The 15807-nt window shown below is 67.3% G+C and carries 17 protein-coding genes; 8 read left to right on the forward strand and 9 right to left on the reverse strand.

The genetic code is table 11. The features are described 5' to 3' along the window. Positions 1–143 precede the first annotated feature (143 nt). Entirely contained in the window at positions 144–554 is a 411-nt protein-coding gene (locus tag HDA44_RS28055; protein WP_184839443.1) for a hypothetical protein, read from the forward strand. A 16-nt stretch (positions 555–570) separates the two neighbouring features. After that, positions 571–1794, forward strand: coding sequence for a hypothetical protein (locus tag HDA44_RS28060; RefSeq protein WP_184839445.1), 1224 nt, complete (start codon positions 571–573; stop codon positions 1792–1794). Here HDA44_RS28060 and HDA44_RS28065 read toward each other — a convergent pair. Next, entirely contained in the window at positions 1782–2495 is a 714-nt protein-coding gene (locus HDA44_RS28065) for a DedA family protein (protein WP_337906498.1), read from the reverse strand. The genes HDA44_RS28060 and HDA44_RS28065 overlap by 13 nt on opposite strands. Before the next feature lie 66 nt (positions 2496–2561). Here HDA44_RS28065 and HDA44_RS28070 point away from each other — a divergent pair, with 66 nt between their 5' ends. Continuing rightward, the gene (locus HDA44_RS28070) at positions 2562–3194 is read left to right on the forward strand and encodes a TrmH family RNA methyltransferase (RefSeq protein ID WP_184844416.1); all 633 of its coding nucleotides are present in this window, start codon (positions 2562–2564) and stop codon (positions 3192–3194) included. A gap of 101 nt (positions 3195–3295) precedes the next feature. Further along, positions 3296–3484: a hypothetical protein gene (locus tag HDA44_RS28075; RefSeq protein ID WP_184839447.1), complete on the forward strand. Its 189-nt coding sequence runs from the start codon at positions 3296–3298 to the stop codon at positions 3482–3484. Between the two features lie 105 nt (positions 3485–3589). On the opposite strand, the gene HDA44_RS28080 is transcribed toward HDA44_RS28075, so the two are convergent. Together HDA44_RS28080 and HDA44_RS28085 are read right to left on the reverse strand one after the other, a co-directional pair. Then, positions 3590–4018: a VOC family protein gene (locus tag HDA44_RS28080; protein WP_184839449.1), complete on the reverse strand. Its 429-nt coding sequence runs from the start codon at positions 4016–4018 to the stop codon at positions 3590–3592. Positions 4019–4114: 96 nt separating this feature from the next. Next, complete coding sequence (locus HDA44_RS28085; protein ID WP_184839451.1) at positions 4115–5134, reverse strand: SIS domain-containing protein; 1020 nt, start codon at positions 5132–5134, stop codon at positions 4115–4117. Positions 5135–5273: 139 nt separating this feature from the next. On the opposite strand from HDA44_RS28085, the gene HDA44_RS28090 reads away from it, so the two are divergent. Next, positions 5274–5993, forward strand: coding sequence for a GntR family transcriptional regulator (locus tag HDA44_RS28090; protein WP_184839453.1), 720 nt, complete (start codon positions 5274–5276; stop codon positions 5991–5993). Between the two features lie 279 nt (positions 5994–6272). Beyond that, positions 6273–7298, forward strand: a complete 1026-nt coding sequence (gene fbaA, locus HDA44_RS28095) for a class II fructose-bisphosphate aldolase (RefSeq protein WP_184839455.1) — start codon at positions 6273–6275, stop codon at positions 7296–7298. Between the two features lie 125 nt (positions 7299–7423). Here fbaA and HDA44_RS28100 read toward each other — a convergent pair whose 3' ends face one another. From HDA44_RS28100 to HDA44_RS28115, 4 genes are all read right to left on the reverse strand, one after another. Further along, positions 7424–7786, reverse strand: coding sequence for a DUF4411 family protein (locus HDA44_RS28100; protein WP_184839457.1), 363 nt, complete (start codon positions 7784–7786; stop codon positions 7424–7426). Further along, positions 7786–8958, reverse strand: a complete 1173-nt coding sequence (locus HDA44_RS28105) for an ImmA/IrrE family metallo-endopeptidase (RefSeq protein ID WP_184839459.1) — start codon at positions 8956–8958, stop codon at positions 7786–7788. Before HDA44_RS28105 ends, HDA44_RS28100 begins: the two co-directional genes overlap by 1 nt. A 124-nt stretch (positions 8959–9082) precedes the next feature. Next, positions 9083–10036 carry a type IV toxin-antitoxin system AbiEi family antitoxin domain-containing protein gene (locus HDA44_RS28110; RefSeq protein ID WP_184839461.1) on the reverse strand — a complete coding sequence of 318 codons (954 nt, stop codon included), beginning with the start codon at positions 10034–10036 and terminating at the stop codon, positions 9083–9085. A 179-nt stretch (positions 10037–10215) separates the two neighbouring features. Beyond that, positions 10216–10665, reverse strand: a complete 450-nt coding sequence (locus HDA44_RS28115; RefSeq protein ID WP_184839463.1) for an HNH endonuclease — start codon at positions 10663–10665, stop codon at positions 10216–10218. A gap of 143 nt (positions 10666–10808) precedes the next feature. Here HDA44_RS28115 and HDA44_RS28120 point away from each other — a divergent pair, with 143 nt between their 5' ends. Beyond that, positions 10809–11216, forward strand: a complete 408-nt coding sequence (locus HDA44_RS28120) for a DUF3151 domain-containing protein (protein WP_184839465.1) — start codon at positions 10809–10811, stop codon at positions 11214–11216. Positions 11217–11391: 175 nt separating this feature from the next. Here HDA44_RS28120 and HDA44_RS28125 read toward each other — a convergent pair whose 3' ends face one another. After that, positions 11392–13359 (reverse strand): heparinase II/III domain-containing protein, encoded by a 1968-nt coding sequence (locus tag HDA44_RS28125; RefSeq protein ID WP_238352569.1) that lies wholly within the window; start codon positions 13357–13359, stop codon positions 11392–11394. Positions 13360–13739: 380 nt separating this feature from the next. On the opposite strand from HDA44_RS28125, the gene HDA44_RS28130 reads away from it, so the two are divergent. After that, positions 13740–14945 (forward strand): MFS transporter, encoded by a 1206-nt coding sequence (locus HDA44_RS28130; protein ID WP_184839467.1) that lies wholly within the window; start codon positions 13740–13742, stop codon positions 14943–14945. Here the strand turns inward: HDA44_RS28130 and HDA44_RS28135 are convergent. Next, positions 14932–15750: a DUF6597 domain-containing transcriptional factor gene (locus HDA44_RS28135; protein ID WP_184839469.1), complete on the reverse strand. Its 819-nt coding sequence runs from the start codon at positions 15748–15750 to the stop codon at positions 14932–14934. The two genes, HDA44_RS28130 and HDA44_RS28135, sit on opposite strands and share 14 nt — an antisense overlap. Positions 15751–15807: the final 57 nt, after the last annotated feature.

Raw genomic sequence — 15807 nt, forward strand, 5'->3', positions numbered from 1 at the left:
TCCCCTCCCTCTCTGTCTTTCCTTTCTTCAGCTGTCTTCAGCCACCTGCTGACGCGTCAATGTACGGCGGCTGTATCCCCGGCCGACAAGATTTCAGTTATGCCACGGCACAGGCCGAGGACGGGGGAATCGGGGGAGTACCTATGGCCTGCGGGGAGGTTGTGGTGGAGGGCCGGAGCGTCCCGCGGGTGGCGAACCCGCGGGACACCGAGTCGGCGCTGAACTGGCAGCTGGAGCGGATCGGTTCGGCGGCCTGGCTGGACTGGCCGCTGAAGTTCCAGCGGATGGCCTTCGGCTACGCGAACGACAGCGGCTGGCACGACGCGGCCGACGCGGTCAGCTGGCTGGACCACCACAAGTTGCTCCGCGAAGGCCAGGCGCCTCGTGGAGCGCTCGTCTGGTACCACGCCGGCGACCGCATCCGAGTCGCTTGCTCGCTCGGCTCAGGTCAGGTCGTCGGCCCGCTACTCACTGGTCCGGTCGAGGTCGCGCTGCTCATCTCGCTCAGCACCGACTACGTGTGGTCGGACCCACACTTCCCGTTCGGCCACTGACCGGGACAATTGCGCGGTGGGAGAACTCGACACCGTCACGTCCGCCAAGCCGGTCCGCCACGGCGCCGGACTGTGGCTCAGCCACCGCTTCTCGGCCTCCTGGGGCTGGGCCCGGTTGCTACTGATCAAGAACTGGGCTGTCGTCGCCGGCACGGTCCTGTCGCTCATTGGTGTCCTGGCGCTCGGAGTGGAAAGCCTCGGAACCGGAGTGATCGCGGTCGTCCTGGCGGTTGTCGGACTGATCCCGCTGGTCAGTGACTGGGTCAAAGTGCGACAGGAACTACAGGACCTGTACTCACTCGACCATCCGGTGCCAGATGTCGTACTGGAAGGGGACTGGCAGCTGGTCCGGTGCGCGCAGGGCCGTGTTGTCACCAGCCCATCGGTGGATCGCAGCCTGGATCGGCCTGTTGCGGTCGACTCACGGCCGTACCGGCTTCCGCCCGACCTGGCGGCGGTCAAGCCGACGGTGATCGCACTGGCTCGGTCGCAGCGGTCGCGTACGGCCGCACCGCCCTTCGACGGGCTGAACGTCGGGCTGTGCGATGACCCGGACCCGTCCGGCGGCGCGGTCCGGCTGCAACCGGTGCGGTACTTCGACATGATGGCGTCGAACTACCTGGCCGGTCACCAGTGGCTGAGCCGAAGCCTCGGCCGGCCCGTCGCGGACATCACCCAGCGTCTGATCAGCGACGACGGCCGGCTGATCGCACTGAACTCCACCGGTCTCGGCAACCAGGTCGGTGTCTCCACAGTCGCGCTGACGACCGACGGCTGGATGCTGCTCGTACACCAAGGAGTGGCGTCCCGCTCGTCGGCCGGTCTGGTCGCACCGAGCGGTTCAGGCAGTCTGGAGCCGCTTGATCTCGTCGGCCGGGACCGGTTGAGCGATGTGGTTGCCGCCGGCATGGAGCGGGAGCTCCGCGAAGAGCTCGGTCTGGTCAGTACGGCCATGCGCGACGTACGCATCGAGACCCAGGTGCGCGGGTACGGGCGCTGGCTGGAGAAGGGCGCCAAGCCCGAGTTCTACGGGGTCACCCGCATTCATGCGGAGTTGCGCGACCTCGACCTGCGGATCGACGTGTCCGAACGGCAGTTCGTCACCCGGCATGTACCGATCCGGCCCGACGACGTACGCCGGCTGCTGGCCGGTGAGCGATTCGAGGCGCTCGGCCAGGGCGTACCGTCGGTGCCGTTGGAGCTGTGCCTGGCCCGCTGGCGGGAGAGTCAGTCGTTCTGATTGTTGGTGACCGCGTGCTTCGGGGCGGCGTGCTTCGGGCCGCCGTCCGAGGGGCCGCCGGCGGCGTTGCGCTTGCGGCGGCGGGCCAGGAAGTACTCGACGAACATCGGGATCAGCGAGATCAGCACCAGCAGGATCAGCGCGGCTTCGAGGTTCTTGTGGATGAACTCGACGTTGCCGAGCGCGTGGCCGAGCAGCGTGATGCCCGGCGCCCAGATCACCGCGCCGACACCGGTCCAGACGAAGAACTTCTTCGGGTCCATCTTCCCGGCACCGGCGACGATCGTGATGAAGGTCCGGACGATCGGCACGAATCGGGCCAGGACGAGCGCGCGCGGTCCGTACCGCTCGAAGAACTCGTGCGTCTGCTCGATGTACTTCGGTTTCAGGAACCGGGCATTCGGGTTCTTGAACAGCGACGTACCGAGCGCGCGGCCGATGTAGTAGCCGGACACGTTGCCGAGGAAGGCAGCCACGGTCAGCAGCACGCAGGCCAGCCAGAGCGGGACGTGAATCGTGCCCTGCGCGATGAACAGACCGACGGCGAACAGCAGCGAGTCACCGGGCAGGATCGGGAACAGCACCCCGCACTCGATGAACACGACGAGCAGCGTGCCCCAGAGCGCCCAGTCACCCAGCCAGGTCAGCAGGTGTTCTGGGTTCATCCAGCTCGGCATCAGCATCGCGACAATTGGAAGCACGCGGACAGGGTAGCGTCCCGACCTGTGCACGAGCTGAGCAGCGAGGGTGACCCGCGTGGAGCGGACATGGTCGGGCCGAACGAGGTCGGAGTCGGCCCGTGGTCCGGCGACCGGCCGGACGACCCACGTCTCGATCCGGAACTGCTCGCGAACGGCGACCGGCGCAACGTCGTGGACAAATACCGGTACTGGAAGCTGGACGCGATCGTCGCGGACCTCGACCGGCAGCGGAACCCGTTCCACATCGCGATCGAGAACTGGCAGCACGATCTGAACATCGGCTCGGTCGTTCGGACCGCGAACGCGTTCCTGGCCGCCGAGGTACACATCGTCGGCAACCGGAAATGGAACCGGCGTGGCGCGATGGTCACCGACCGCTACCAGCATGTGCGCCATCATCCGACGCTGGCCGATCTCGCTGCCTATGCCGCGGATTCGGCGCTGCCGGTGATCGGGATCGACAACCTCCCCGGCTCGGTGCCTTTGGAGACGTACGACCTGCCGCGCGCCTGCGTGCTGTTGTTCGGTCAGGAAGGGCCTGGGCTGACGGACGAAGCGCATCAGATCTGTACGGCGGTGCTGTCGATCGCTCAGTTCGGTTCGACCCGCTCGATCAACGCGAGCGCGGCGGCGGCGATCGCCATGCACGCCTGGATTCGCCGGCACACGTTCGACCAGCCGGCGAGCAGAAATTCTTGACGAGTTCGTAACCTTCGACCGCGCGCCGCAGTTGTTCTTGACGACAGAAGTGAGGCCTTCTCGTCACGCTCTGAGGCGACGGGGAACATGGGGGTTTTGTCGTGAACGCTCTCTGGAACGAACTGATCCATGAACTGGGCACCGTCCGCGCCCTGAGCGCTGCCGCCCTGGAAGCGCGGTCCGAAACGTCCCGGGTGGCCCTGCTGACCCTCCTGGACGCGGAAACCGCCCAGATCTCCGAGATCCTGACCCAGATCCTCCACGAATCCCGAACAACCTCAGCCGCCTGACACCCACCCCGGGCCCCGCCGCCTTGGCCCGCAGGCCGCGAACCCCGCTGCTCCCCAGCGCCGCGATCCGGTGTGCGGATGCGGCGTGGGGCGTCAGCAGGGTTGTCAGTTCTGGGTGCCGGTGAGCTCGCCCAGGATTTCCAGGTAGTGCGGGTTGTTCATGACGCCGAGCAGGTTCCCGAACGGGTCGAGCAGCGCGGCTGTCCGGAAGCCGGTGTTCTCGCCTCGTTCGGTGATGTCCTCGTGCACGGTCGCGCCGAGCTCCACCAGGCGGGCAACGGTCGCCTCAAGGTCGTCCACGTGCCAGTACACGATCGAACCGGCCGGCGTGGACGTCACCTGATGGGTCGCGTACTTGGCGTCGATGATCCCCAGCTCGCACTGGAAGTCACCGAAGCGGAACTCCACGTACGCCGGCTCGTCGACGCTCGGCACCGCGTAGTACGCCTCGATCCCGAGGAACTTCTCGTACCAGGCCCGCGCCGCCTTCACGTCGGTGGCGTAGAAGCTGATCGTTGCGAGTCCTCGCAGCATGGTGGTGGTCCTTTCCTCGGGGGTTTCCCTTGTCGATGACCACCACCATTCCAGTCAAAGTGCTCACCAAATGAGCACTTTGACTGGAGAAGTTTTTCAGTCCGTCTGAGTGACCTTGCGCAGCCCGCGCGGCGCGTCCGGGTCCAGGCCGAGCTTGCGCGCCAGTGCCTCGATCGCACGCTGCGCCGGGATCACCAGCGCCAGCGGCGCGAGGGTCTCGGGCAGGTCCGGGCCGGCCAGGTTCACGTCGCACCGGGACGCGAACGTCGGGTCGCCGCCGATGCCCAGGATCTTGCTGCCCTTCTCGCGCACGATCCCGGCCAGCTCGGTCATCCCCGGCAGCGCCGGACCTTCGCCCGCCGCGACCAGGATCGTCACCAGGTCCGAGTCCACGACCGCGATCGGCCCGTGCTTCAAGTCGGCGTACGACAGGCCGCGGACCGGCTGCAGGCAGGTCTCCTCGAGCTTCAGCGCCACCTCGAGCGTCGTCCCGAAGGTCAGCCCGCGACCGCTCGCGAGTACGTCGTGCGCCCCGGCCAGCAGGTCCGCCGCCGCCTCGACCGAGCCGGACAGCATCTTCGCGGCCGCATCCGGCACCCGCGCGATGTCCGCGTCGAGCGTGCCCGGCCGCTGCGCCAGCGCGTCCACGGCGACCGTGATCGCCGCCAGCTGGGTCGTGTACGTCTTGGTCGCCGGCACGGCCAGCTCCTTGCCGGCCTGGGTGATCAACGCGACATCGGCCGTCGACGCCAGCGGGCTGTCGCCGTCGTTGGTGATGCCGACGATCGCGGCACCGTTCCGCTTCGCCCACTCGGCCGTGTCGACGATCTCCTGGGTCGCGCCCGACTGGCTGACGGCGACGACCAGCGAGTTCGACAGGTCGAGGTTCGCGCCGTACAGGGTCGCCACCGACGGGGCGGCCAGGGACGCCTGCCGGCCGGCGTGGATCTCGGTCAGATAGCGGCCGTACACACCCGCGTTGTCGGACGATCCGCGCGCCACGAAGATGACGTGCCGGCGCCCGGCGGCCAGCCGGGTGATGTCGTGCCGGAGCGGCAGGACATGCTCGAACGTGGCCGCCAGCGCGGCCGGCTGCTCGGCAATCTCGCGCGCCATCTGGGTTTCCTGGGCGGGGACAGACACCACTACGATCACTGGTCCTATCTGGTCTTAACAGGTATGCTGCCGACGATAGCAGTGAGCGGCGTCCCGGGGCACCCCCGAGGCCCGCCCAGGTCTGGAGGATCGAGATTCCATGGTGGCAACCAAGCGGGCCCAGGTCCGATCGGTGCTGGAACGGCTGATCGATGTCGAGCTGCATCCCGGCGATCCGATCCCGTCCGAGCGGGCCCTGGTGGACAAGCTGAACGTCTCCCGGGTGACGGTCCGGCAGGCGATCAGCGACCTGGTCGAGTCCGGCGCGCTGGAGCGGGTACACGGCAAGGGGACCTTCGTCACCGGTCCGCAGGTCGACTCGCAGCTGCACCTGACCTCGTTCTCCCGGGAGATGCGGGCCCGCGGGCTCGAGCCGGGGACCGTGGTGCTGTCGGCCAGCGAGATCGAGGCCTCCGACGAGACCGCGAAGGGCCTGCGGGTCGCGAAGGGCACCAAGGTGATCCGGGTCGAACGGCTCCGGACCGCCGACGCGTCGCCGATGGCCTACGAGGTCGGCTACTACCCGTCCGCGCTCTTCCCCGGCCTGCTCGGCCGTGAGCTCGGCACCCTGTACGACGTCTTCGCGAGTGAGTACGACGTCGTCGTCACCTCCGGCGAACAGACCGTCCGGGCGGACAACGCCGACGGTCATGTCGCCCGGGTGCTCGGCGTGGCCAGGCGGGCACCCCTGCTGGTCCTCGAGCGCACCACCTTCGCCGGCCGCAAGGTCGTCGAACTGTCCTGGTCGGCCTACCGGGCCGACCGCTACCGGCTGCACATGGCCCTGACCCCCCGCGGCCCGCGATCCGGGTCCGCCTGACCGAACCAGCAACAACCGAACCAGCAACAACCGAACCAGCAACAACCGCACCAGCGGCGGCAGAACGTGCAGGGCCAGACTCGATGGCGTCCGTCCCGGGTGGACATCCGGACGCCGGCAACTGGATCGGTCCTGTTCATCAACTGGTCTGCATCCCGACCGAAAGCTCCCCGGCCACCGGGCCGGCTCGGCGGGTGGGCCGCCGGTCACGACGAAGTGCCCGGCGGCGATACTGGAGCCGAACCCACAAGAACTGTGTTGTGAGGAGTACCGCGAGACATGCCTATTGCAACCCCTGAGGTCTACGCCCAGATGCTGGACAAGGCGAAGCAGAACCGCTTCGCCTACCCGGCCATCAACGTCAGCTCCTCGCAGACGCTGAACGCCGCGATCCGCGGGTTCGCCGAGGCGGGCTCGGACGGCATCATCCAGGTCTCCACCGGTGGTGCGGACTACCTGTCCGGCCCGACCATCAAGAACATGGTCTCCGGCTCCGTGGCGCTGGCCGCGTACGCGCACGAGGTGGCCAAGAACTACCCGGTGAACATCGCGCTGCACACCGACCACTGCCCGAAGGACAAGCTCGAGGGCTTCGTCCGGCCGCTGCTGGAGATCTCCGCCGAGCGGGTCGCCCGCGGCGAGAACCCGCTGTTCCAGTCGCACATGTGGGACGGCTCGGCGGTGCCGCTGGCCGAGAACCTGGAGATCGCGAAGGAACTGCTGGCCAAGACGGCGGCGGCGAAGATCGTGCTCGAGATCGAGGTCGGCGTCGTCGGTGGCGAAGAGGACGGTGTCGCCAACGAGATCAACGAGAAGCTGTACACCACGGTCGAGGACGGCCTGGCTACGGTCGAGGCGCTCGGCACCGGTGAGCACGGCCGCTACCTGACCGCGCTGACCTTCGGCAACGTGCACGGCGTCTACAAGCCGGGCGCGGTCAAGCTGCGGCCGGAGATCCTGGCCGAGATCCAGGACCAGGTCGGCGCCAAGGTCGGCAAGGAGCGCCCGTTCGACCTGGTGTTCCACGGTGGCTCCGGCTCCACGCTGGAGGAGATCCGGGCCGCGGTCGACCACGGTGTGATCAAGATGAACGTCGACACCGACACGCAGTACGCGTTCACCCGCCCGGCGGTGGCGCACATGTTCACCAACTACGACGGCGTCCTGAAGGTGGACGGCGAGGTCGGCAACAAGAAGGCCTACGACCCCCGCGCCTGGGGCAAGGCCGCCGAGGAAGGCATGGCGAAGCGCGTAGGCGAGGCCTGCGAAAGCCTCCGCTCCACCGGCACCTCCCTGAACGGCTAACCACCCGGGAGCTGGCAATGCCGTATTGCTGAACGTTCTTGGGCTGCAGACCCGGCGGTTGACCAGTGAGATGGTCAGCCACCGGGTATCTGCAGTGAAGCGAAAGCTCCCAAAGAGTTCGGACTTCAGACAACCAGGCGAACACTCTGGTCTCTGAGCTGGCCGACCAGGAAGTTGTCTGCGCCGGCCAGGAAGGTCGACACCGCCGTTTGCGTGTATTGTGGAGTTTGGTTGGCCCATGCTGCGAGCTTCTGGAGCTCGACCAGAGCCACCGCGTCCACCGGTCTGAAGAACGATCGGGGTAGCGCCTTGACCCAGTCAGCGAGTTCGTCAGCGCCGTCCATCAGTTCGTCGCGCACAGCGTCAACGGAGCACACGACCCCAGCGGCATGCGCCGTGTGCAGCCAACTCCAGAACCCTGGGGCGAAATCCATCCCATAGTGGGCGTTCTTGGCGCTGATGAACACGTTGGCGTCGAGAACGTACATCAGGCAACCCCAAGCTCTTCGCCGAAAGCCTGGAAGGTGGCTGGCTTACGCACGCCCAGCAGTTGAAATGCAAGGCGGTGCAGTGTTTGGCCCTCCGGAGTGTCCGAGATCAGCGCCGTCGCGAACCGGCGGCTGACCCTGAGCGGCTGAGTGTTGTGGTAGTTGCCTCCGCTGCCGGCGTTGTTCTCGGCCAACTCGAGGACACGCGTCAGCTCGTCGACGTAGGCGCTTTGGTAGTCATCCCAGTCGAAGGCTCCGGTATCGAAGAGTCTTCGCAGCACAACCAGCGTGCTGACTTTGAACTGCCGGGCCAAGCGATCCAGGTCATCGGTCAACGTCGGCCCGGAGAGTTCTGCTGGGACTAGTTCCGTCGGAACGAGGAATTCCGCGGCGACTCGGTTGCACCAGCGCTCCAGCGCTCGCCGGTCTTCAGTTCCGGCCTGTTCGTCCAGCGATCCGAGCTCTGGCTTGTCGACACCGGGCCGGCCTGCCCAGACATGGGCCAGTTCATGGGCCATCGTGAAGATCTGCGCGGCCTTGGTGTCAGCGCCGTTGATGAAGATCAGCGGGGCCCGGTCATCGATCAACGTGAACCCACGAAACTCCTTGGGGTCCAGCAGCCGGTGGGTGTTGCTTCCCACGATGCCACTGACCATGACCATGGCGCCGTTGTCCTCGACGAGATCGATCAAGCTTCGCAGCGCGTCCGACCACGTTCTGTACTGCTGGCGAGCCTGATAGGTGAAGCCGAGGGTCTCACGCATGGTGTTGGCGACGCTCGCCGGCGGATCGGTCGGGCGAGCACTGCCGACGAACGGGACGGGATCAAGGTCATGACGAGCCGCGAATCCGGCATACCACTCCTGCCGCTGTTCACAGAGGTAGATCGTGTCGAGGAGATTCGGACTCGGCTCGGCAACGGCAGTATTTCTGACCGTCCGGAAGTCAGGTATCGGGAGATCCTCGGCGGGCGGTCGCTCCATCAGCAGGTAGCCGACGGGCGTGTAGGTCGCGCGGGCGAATTTCTCCAGTTGCCTGACCGTTGGCCTGCCATCACCACTCATCCAGGCATCGAACTGGGGGACGGCTCTCGCTATCTCCTCCACGCCTCGGCGGGAGCGATCAACGGCCCATTGCAGCAACTCTGGCGAGACGTCCAAGCGAAGAACCATCAGGCCAGTACTCCTTTCCGGGGCGTCGTGACCGACAGTACCGGAGGGGCTCCCTCCGGTGGCGAGTTCAGGTATCCGATCGCGGCTTGTCCGCATGCCCGTTCACGGGTCGTATTCCACGCCTTCATGACTGGACCTGGGCGAAGTTGAAGTGGCGGATGCCGGTTCGGCGGGCGGCTCGGGTGAAGGTGGTGCGGACTCGGTCGACGACGAGGGGTGGGTCGTTGAGGTCGGTCCAGGAGATCCAGCAGTACTCGACAGGTTGCGGTCCATCGGGGTCTGCGGCCAAGGGTTCGGGGAGTGGTTCTTCGGCGGAGGGCTCGAATTCCTCGCACCAGAAGGGGAAACGCGGCTCGAACTCGACGACGGTGCGCTCGTCGGGGAACCACAGCGCGGCGGTGGACAGGTCGGGGTCAGGGGCTTCGGGCTCGGGAGGTGGGGACAGGCTGGGGGTTGGCAGGCCGGCCGTGCTGAGGATCAGGCGGAGGCGGGTCTCGGCGATCGAGGACGCTCCGGTGAGGTGGCCGAAGACGGCGTGCGCGCGTTTGGTGCCGTGGTCGAGCAGCGTGACGGCATGTCTGAGTGTGCGGGTGGTGACGAGGCCGGTGTGCAGCGCGGCATCAGCGAGCACGACCGCTGGTACGGGTGGTGCGGTCGCGGCCACCTCGGCGACCGCGCGGGCGGGTGAGGCCATCCGCAATCTGTTCCAGAGTTGGAAGCCTGGCCCCACGGGATCGCGAATGTGACGGTGGACGCCGCGTAGTCGCCCCGAACGTCCGTCGGCGCCGGTGACATGGACGCGGGTCAGGTCGAGACCCCAAAGCGGCAGCGCATGCAGGGCCGCCGCGGACTGGTGACTGGCGTAGACACCAGGCCCGCCGGCCCGAAGCACCTGGTACACCCTGCGCAGATAGAGCATTTCGTCGGTGATCAACATCAGCGACCGATGCGCCGCGTACGTCCCGCGACGAATCCGCCGCCAGCACCCGGAGGCGAGCAGAGCGTCGATGTCGGCGTCGGCATAACCACAGGCCCGCGCGTCGGCCCGGGTGAACACGCCACCCCGAATCGACGCCATCACAGCAAGTTGAGGATTCATGCCCTAGAACCTGCCGCGATCACCCCACCCGCGAACCAACGACTTCCCAGCCTGTGGACAACTCAGACCGCCCCACCCGCGCGGCTCGGCCTGGCCGGCGCGATCGGCAGGACCGGACGGATTCCGGGCATAAAAGTTCCGGGTATAAAAAAGGCCCGTCATGTGGTTATGACGAGCTCGGCGCGGGTTGGTACCCAGGGTTGCCAGAGGAGGGGCATGTCGGCCTCGGACGGGGTGCGGTTGCCTTTCCGCTCATTGCAGGCGGCATGGGCGGCCACGGCATTCAGCCACTCGGTGCGGCCGCCCCTGGATCTCGGTTGGACGTGATCCATGGTGTCGGCGTTCTCCAGGCCGCAGTACGCGCAGCGGAACTTGTCGCGGCGCAGCACCCCGTGTTTGGAGTACTTCATCCGGCCGGCCGCATACCGCCAGTGGGTGACTACATACCGCACCAGGCGGAGCACTCGCGGCACCGGGAACGGGCCGATCGTTCGCTCTCCGTGCGCCTCTTCCACCACCGCGACCTCGCGTACCAGCATCCGGATGGCGTGCTGGATCGATACGGTGTGCAGCGGTTCGTACGACGCGTTCAGGACGATGACGCTCATCCGGTGCCTCCTTCCGGCCGTAGCTGGGAACCACGGCGGTTGACGCAGGGTCTCAAGCATCCGTGGCCGGTGGGTGAACGGTCAACGGATTTCGTCAGACGGTCACGTGCCGCAACGGCTGCGTGATCGGCGAAGATGTGCTTATGGAATTGAACAATCTGCTCTCCGGCCCACCCGAGACACTACTACCGGTCGACCCGGCCGCGGCGGAACTCGCCGACGGGGCCGCTCCGGCCGACGTCGCCGCGAAGCATCCGACGTCCTCCCTGGCCTGGGCGGTGCTGGCCGAAGGCGCGCTCGCGGACGGCCGCACGATCGAGGCGTACGCGTTCGCGCGGACCGGTTATCACCGGGCCCTGGACCTGCTCCGGCGGAACGGCTGGAAGGGGCACGGACCGGTGCCGTGGGAGCACGAGCCGAACCGTGGGTTCCTGCGCGCGCTGGCGGCGCTGGGCAAGGCGGCCGCGCTGATCGAGGAGAAGGACGAGGCCGAGAGGTGCGTCACGTTCCTGCGCGACTCCTCCCCGGCTGCCGCCGACGCCCTCAGCTGACCACCCGCCCGAAGCGCCGCCCCGCGAAGTGTCTGCCCGCCCGAAGCGACGCCCCGGTGGGCGCCGGACCCGGGCGCTGGGGCTGATCACCTGAGGGCACGACCCCCAGGTGATCAGCCAGCCGCGCGGCCGGGGTTCAGCCGGGCGGACGGGAACGAAGTCCTTGCGGAACAGGTCAGGAGATGCGGTAGAGGGCGCCGCCGGCGGAGATGCCGACGGAGGTGCGGACCCCGCCGAGGGACAGGTCGATGATCGTTGTGGTGCCGGAGGTGCGGACCGTGTAGGTGACCCCTTGGGTCGCTCTGGCAGGGACGATGAACGACAGGATCGAGGCGGCGTACCCGGACCGGGCGAACATCAGGGTCGGGGCCGAGTTGCGGGTGATGGTGTTCGGGTAGTGCCAGCCCTGGATGGGGTTGGTCTGGCCTTGCTTGATCAGGATCGCGCCGGGCGGGAGGGCTTGCTTGTAGGGCACCTGGAACAGGATGGTCCGGGTCGCGTCGCCAGGCTTCATCGCCAGCGCGGTAGTTCGGGAGTACACGGTGGCCTTCTGGTCCGACGGCAGGTGCCACAGCGTCTGGAACTGCTGCGCCGTGGTCGACGTCGCGCGGTCCAGCGACATGATCAGGTCCGGGTCCTTCAGCACCAGCACGGCGCGGGTGCGGTTGATCCCCGCGCCGGGGACGTCGGTGAACTCGAAGAACTCCGACTTCGCCGCGATCGCCGAGCGCGTCAGCTTCGTCGCCGGGTACTTCTCCGCGGCCAGCGGAGTTGTCATCGTGCTGGCCGAGAACTGGCCCTTGGCCCACGTCCGCCACACGTCGTTCTGGTAGCCGGCGTGGCCACCGGTGATGAGAATGTCGCGGCCACGGGCGGTGTAGGTGATTCCGGTGTGGTCGCTGTGGCCGTGCAGCGCGCGCGACGGCCCGAAACGGATGCTGTAGGTCGACTCCTGTGAGAACGGCCGCGTCTGTCCCCAGCCCGTCCGCCCGAAGACGTAGCCCGCGGAGTAGACGCCGACGCGTTGCTGCGGGGCGATTCCCTTGGCGCCGAGGGAGCCGGCGTATTCGGCGGAGGTACCAGGGAACTGGCCGGTCGCGATCAGTTCGGAGTCGCCGAGCTGGTGCAGCTTGCCCAGCGAGTTTGTTGCGAGTGCGAGCCACTCGGCCAGCTTCGCCCGCCGCTCGGTGATCGTCGTGCCCGGATCGACCCCGCAGTTCTGCAGAACTGTGACAGCCCGTCCCCACAGCGAGTAGTTGAACTGCGCATACCCCGTCGACTGCTCGTTGGTCGAGCCCTCCGCGTCGATCGAGGTAGTGATGCCCGCGGCGAGGCGGTCTTGCGCGGTCTGCTTGTAGTCCGCGCGGTCCAGTGTGCATCCGACGCCGAACAACGCGATGCTCTCGTCGGTGCCGTGATTCCAGGCACCGGACCAGTTCGCGGTCAGGAACGAGGCGTGGTCGATCAGCGCCTGGTCGAGCCAAGCGTAGGCCGGCGGCAGTGTGGTCTGCGCGAGCCCGGACAAGACTGCCTGGCGCAGACAGATCAGCACGTTGGTCCGGTGCATCGTGGACTCCCACGCACCGATGTCGGACTTCCACGAGTACGGGTTGTCGGTGACCCAGTCCTTCGCGATCGCGGTGACGCGATCCATCGCGGCGGTGTCACCGGTGCCGGCGGCGGTGATGCCCTGCCCGAGCCAGCGCAGCGAGTGGAACCACATGTACCAGCTGGGGTTCTTGTACGGGTTCACCCGCCAGTTGACATTGCCCTTGCCGTCACCCACCTGGTACGGCTTGAACGTGCTCCAGGTGAAGGTGTCCTTGAGCAGGTTCGCGACCGGATTCGGGGCGTCGATCCCGCTGTACCCAGTACATGTGTACTGGCCGGCTGCCCGCGACACAGCGCTGACGCTCTTGATGTCGGTCGCCGGTGCAGCCGTCGGCTTGATCACTGGGCTTCGACCCGCGCTGAACTGGGCGGCCTTCGGCTCTGGCAGCTCCGGCGCGACGGCGATCCCGGCCGACCGAGCTCCCGGCGGGACAGGCGACGTGGCGGCGGACGCCCCACTGGCGATCGTCAGCGTGGACACAACGGCGGCAGCCGCGGCCACAGCGATCCAGCGGGAAAACTTTGCAGACAATTACAGCCCCACCCTTTGTTAGAACCTTGCTGATGCCGATCTCGGCGGCCTGACCGTCCCTGCCCCCGGGGGCAGGGACGCCGCAAGCACGCGCGTCGGCCGGCTCCCACATCATCGTTGTCAACATTTCCCGCGTTACAGGGCTGTCACAGGTTGGCCGTGGGTTACCGCGCCACTTCCGACCGTGACGAGAGCCGGCCCGCGGTACGATGCTCCGGTCAACCTGAATCACGAGGTTTCTGCCCGTTGACAGTGCCGGTAGCTGGCGAGCGTCCCCGCTGACTGCCGAACATGGACGGTTCTAGGCGGACGGACAGACCGGCGAAGCTGGACGCCCACGGTCGTGTCCCTCGCCCCGGCGGGCAGCGGAAGGTCCTACCGTGCCGGCTCTCACCGGACGGATCGGTGCGCCCAGCGGCACCTACGCAACGGTTCTGCGTACCCCGGGCGCCTGGAAGTTCTACCTGGCGGCCGCCCCGGCTCGCATCGGCATCGCGATGACCGGGCTCGGCATCGTCTGGCTGGTGCACGGGTCAACCGGCTCGTACGCCGCGGCCGGCACCGTTACCGGCGGGTTCGCCGTCGCCGAGGCGATCGCCGGACCGCAAGTAGCCCGGCTGATCGATCGTTTCGGTCAGACCCGGATGTTGCCGATCACCCTGCTCGCGCACGCGATCGCGGTCGCGTTGCTGATCGGCCTGACGCTGGCCGGCGCACCCCTGCCCGTACTGATCGCAACCGGCTTCCTGGCCGGCGGCTCGCTGCCGCAGATCGGTGCTCAAACGGCGGCACGCTGGTCGCACGCGCTACGCGATACGCCGTTGCTCTCGTCGGCGTTCGCGCTGGAAGCGCTGAGCGTTGGTGTGGCCTTCATGGTCGGCCCCGGGCTGGTCGGCACGGTCAGCTCGTTCGGCAGCCCCGCGGCGGGATCGGTGCTTGCAACCAGTCTCCTGTTGGCGGGCGGCTTCGTGCTGGCGTTGCAACGCGGTACGGCGCCACCTCCCAGCCCGCCCGGTCAGCACACCAGCGCGAAACGCCTGCTGCACAAGCGATTCGCGGGACTGGTCGGTACGAACGTCGGCGTCGGCCTGTTCTTCGGCAGCATGCAGGTGTCCGTCACAGCCTTCGCTGTCTCAAGAGGTACGCCCGGTCTCGCCGGACCGCTCTACAGCATCACCAGTCTGATGAGTCTGTTCGCTGGACTCGCGTACGGTGCGCGCCGCTGGCGGACTGCACCGGAGACACAGTTCGTCATCGCGTTTGTCTGGCTGACGGTGAGCTGCGTGCCCTTGATCGCCGTACACACTCCGCTGGCGGCCGCACTCGCTCTGACACTGCCAGGCGTAGCGATAGCGCCGTTCCAGACCCTGTCGGCGGTGCTGGCCGAGTCAACGGTGGACACCGCCGTTCTGACGCAAGCGTTCACCTGGCTGAACTCAGGTGGCGCGGCAGGTCTCGCGCTGGGCTCTGCCTTCGCAGGCTGGGTCGTCGACGGTCACAGCGCCCAGTACGGCTTCGTGGTCGCGCTGGTTGCCGCACTGACCGCAACCGTGATGGCAGTGCTGGTAAAGCTCAGCGGTAGGTGATCTGACGTTCGGCGGCCGCCCTGCTCGCGTACTCGGCCGGGGTCAGGCCGATCTGTTCCTTGAACTCCTTGGAGAAGTGCGCCTGGTCGAAGTAGCCGAGTGACGCGGACAGCTCCGCCAGCTCGGCGACTTCACCTTGAGCAAGCAGCTCAGCGCCGTCGTGCAGTCGGTACCGCCGCAACACCCACTTCGGACCGACTCCGACGTACCGGCGGAACAGTCGCTGCAGCGTACGGATCGGTACGCCGAACCGTTCGGTGATTTCGTCGACCCGCGCCACCGAACGGTCCGCGGCCATCGTCGAGACGATCTCCCGGACCAGCTCGTACGAGGGGTCGGGCGGTGCGAGATGGTCACGCAGGTACGCCTCGAAGACGGCCCGTCTGCGGACGTCGGACTCCGCCTCGAACATCAGGTCCGCGAGCCGATCGCCGTCCGGGAACACCGCGGTCAACGGGAGCACCTGGTCCCGGAACGAGCCCACGTCCAGCCCGGTGATCGCCCCGAACCCACCGGCCCAGAACTTCACCCCGAAGGCCCGGCCGCGCCCCGACAGCTCGCGCTCGAACTTCTTGGTGCAGACGCCGTTCACGAACGCGCCACCCGGTTGCTCGAAGGTGACGTTCACGGCTGGAAACGGCAGCACCTCCGCGGTGTACGGCTCGTCGAGATCCCATTCGACGATCCAGTACCACTCGACGAACCGCACTGCCTCGGGCCCAGGGGTGAGCCGGTTCAGCGAGCGGTGCCGGGCCTGCTCGCGCGGGTGCAGGATGCCCTTCTCGCTCTCGGCTGGATTGCTCACAGGCTGCCTGTCGCTTTCTTACAAGACCGGTACGGCCCCCAGCGACTTGACTGAGGG

This window comes from Kribbella solani, assembly GCF_014205295.1.
Classification (GTDB): domain Bacteria; phylum Actinomycetota; class Actinomycetes; order Propionibacteriales; family Kribbellaceae; genus Kribbella; species Kribbella solani.

Excerpts from the sequence above, each read along its gene's own strand:
- HDA44_RS28090 (WP_184839453.1), top strand. The coding sequence starts at position 5,274 with ATGGTGGCAACCAAGCGGGCCCAGGTCCGATCGGTGCTGGAACGGCTG.
- HDA44_RS28120 (WP_184839465.1), top strand. The coding sequence starts at position 10,809 with ATGGAATTGAACAATCTGCTCTCCGGCCCACCCGAGACACTACTACCG.
- HDA44_RS28080 (WP_184839449.1), bottom strand. The coding sequence starts at position 4,018 with ATGCTGCGAGGACTCGCAACGATCAGCTTCTACGCCACCGACGTGAAG.
- HDA44_RS28100 (WP_184839457.1), bottom strand. The coding sequence starts at position 7,786 with ATGTACGTTCTCGACGCCAACGTGTTCATCAGCGCCAAGAACGCCCAC.
- HDA44_RS28115 (WP_184839463.1), bottom strand. The coding sequence starts at position 10,665 with ATGAGCGTCATCGTCCTGAACGCGTCGTACGAACCGCTGCACACCGTA.
- HDA44_RS28085 (WP_184839451.1), bottom strand. The coding sequence starts at position 5,134 with ATGGCGCGCGAGATTGCCGAGCAGCCGGCCGCGCTGGCGGCCACGTTC.
- HDA44_RS28055 (WP_184839443.1), top strand. The coding sequence starts at position 144 with ATGGCCTGCGGGGAGGTTGTGGTGGAGGGCCGGAGCGTCCCGCGGGTG.
- HDA44_RS28070 (WP_184844416.1), top strand. The coding sequence starts at position 2,562 with ATGGTCGGGCCGAACGAGGTCGGAGTCGGCCCGTGGTCCGGCGACCGG.
- HDA44_RS28105 (WP_184839459.1), bottom strand. The coding sequence starts at position 8,958 with ATGGTTCTTCGCTTGGACGTCTCGCCAGAGTTGCTGCAATGGGCCGTT.
- fbaA (WP_184839455.1), top strand. The coding sequence starts at position 6,273 with ATGCCTATTGCAACCCCTGAGGTCTACGCCCAGATGCTGGACAAGGCG.
- HDA44_RS28110 (WP_184839461.1), bottom strand. The coding sequence starts at position 10,036 with ATGGCGTCGATTCGGGGTGGCGTGTTCACCCGGGCCGACGCGCGGGCC.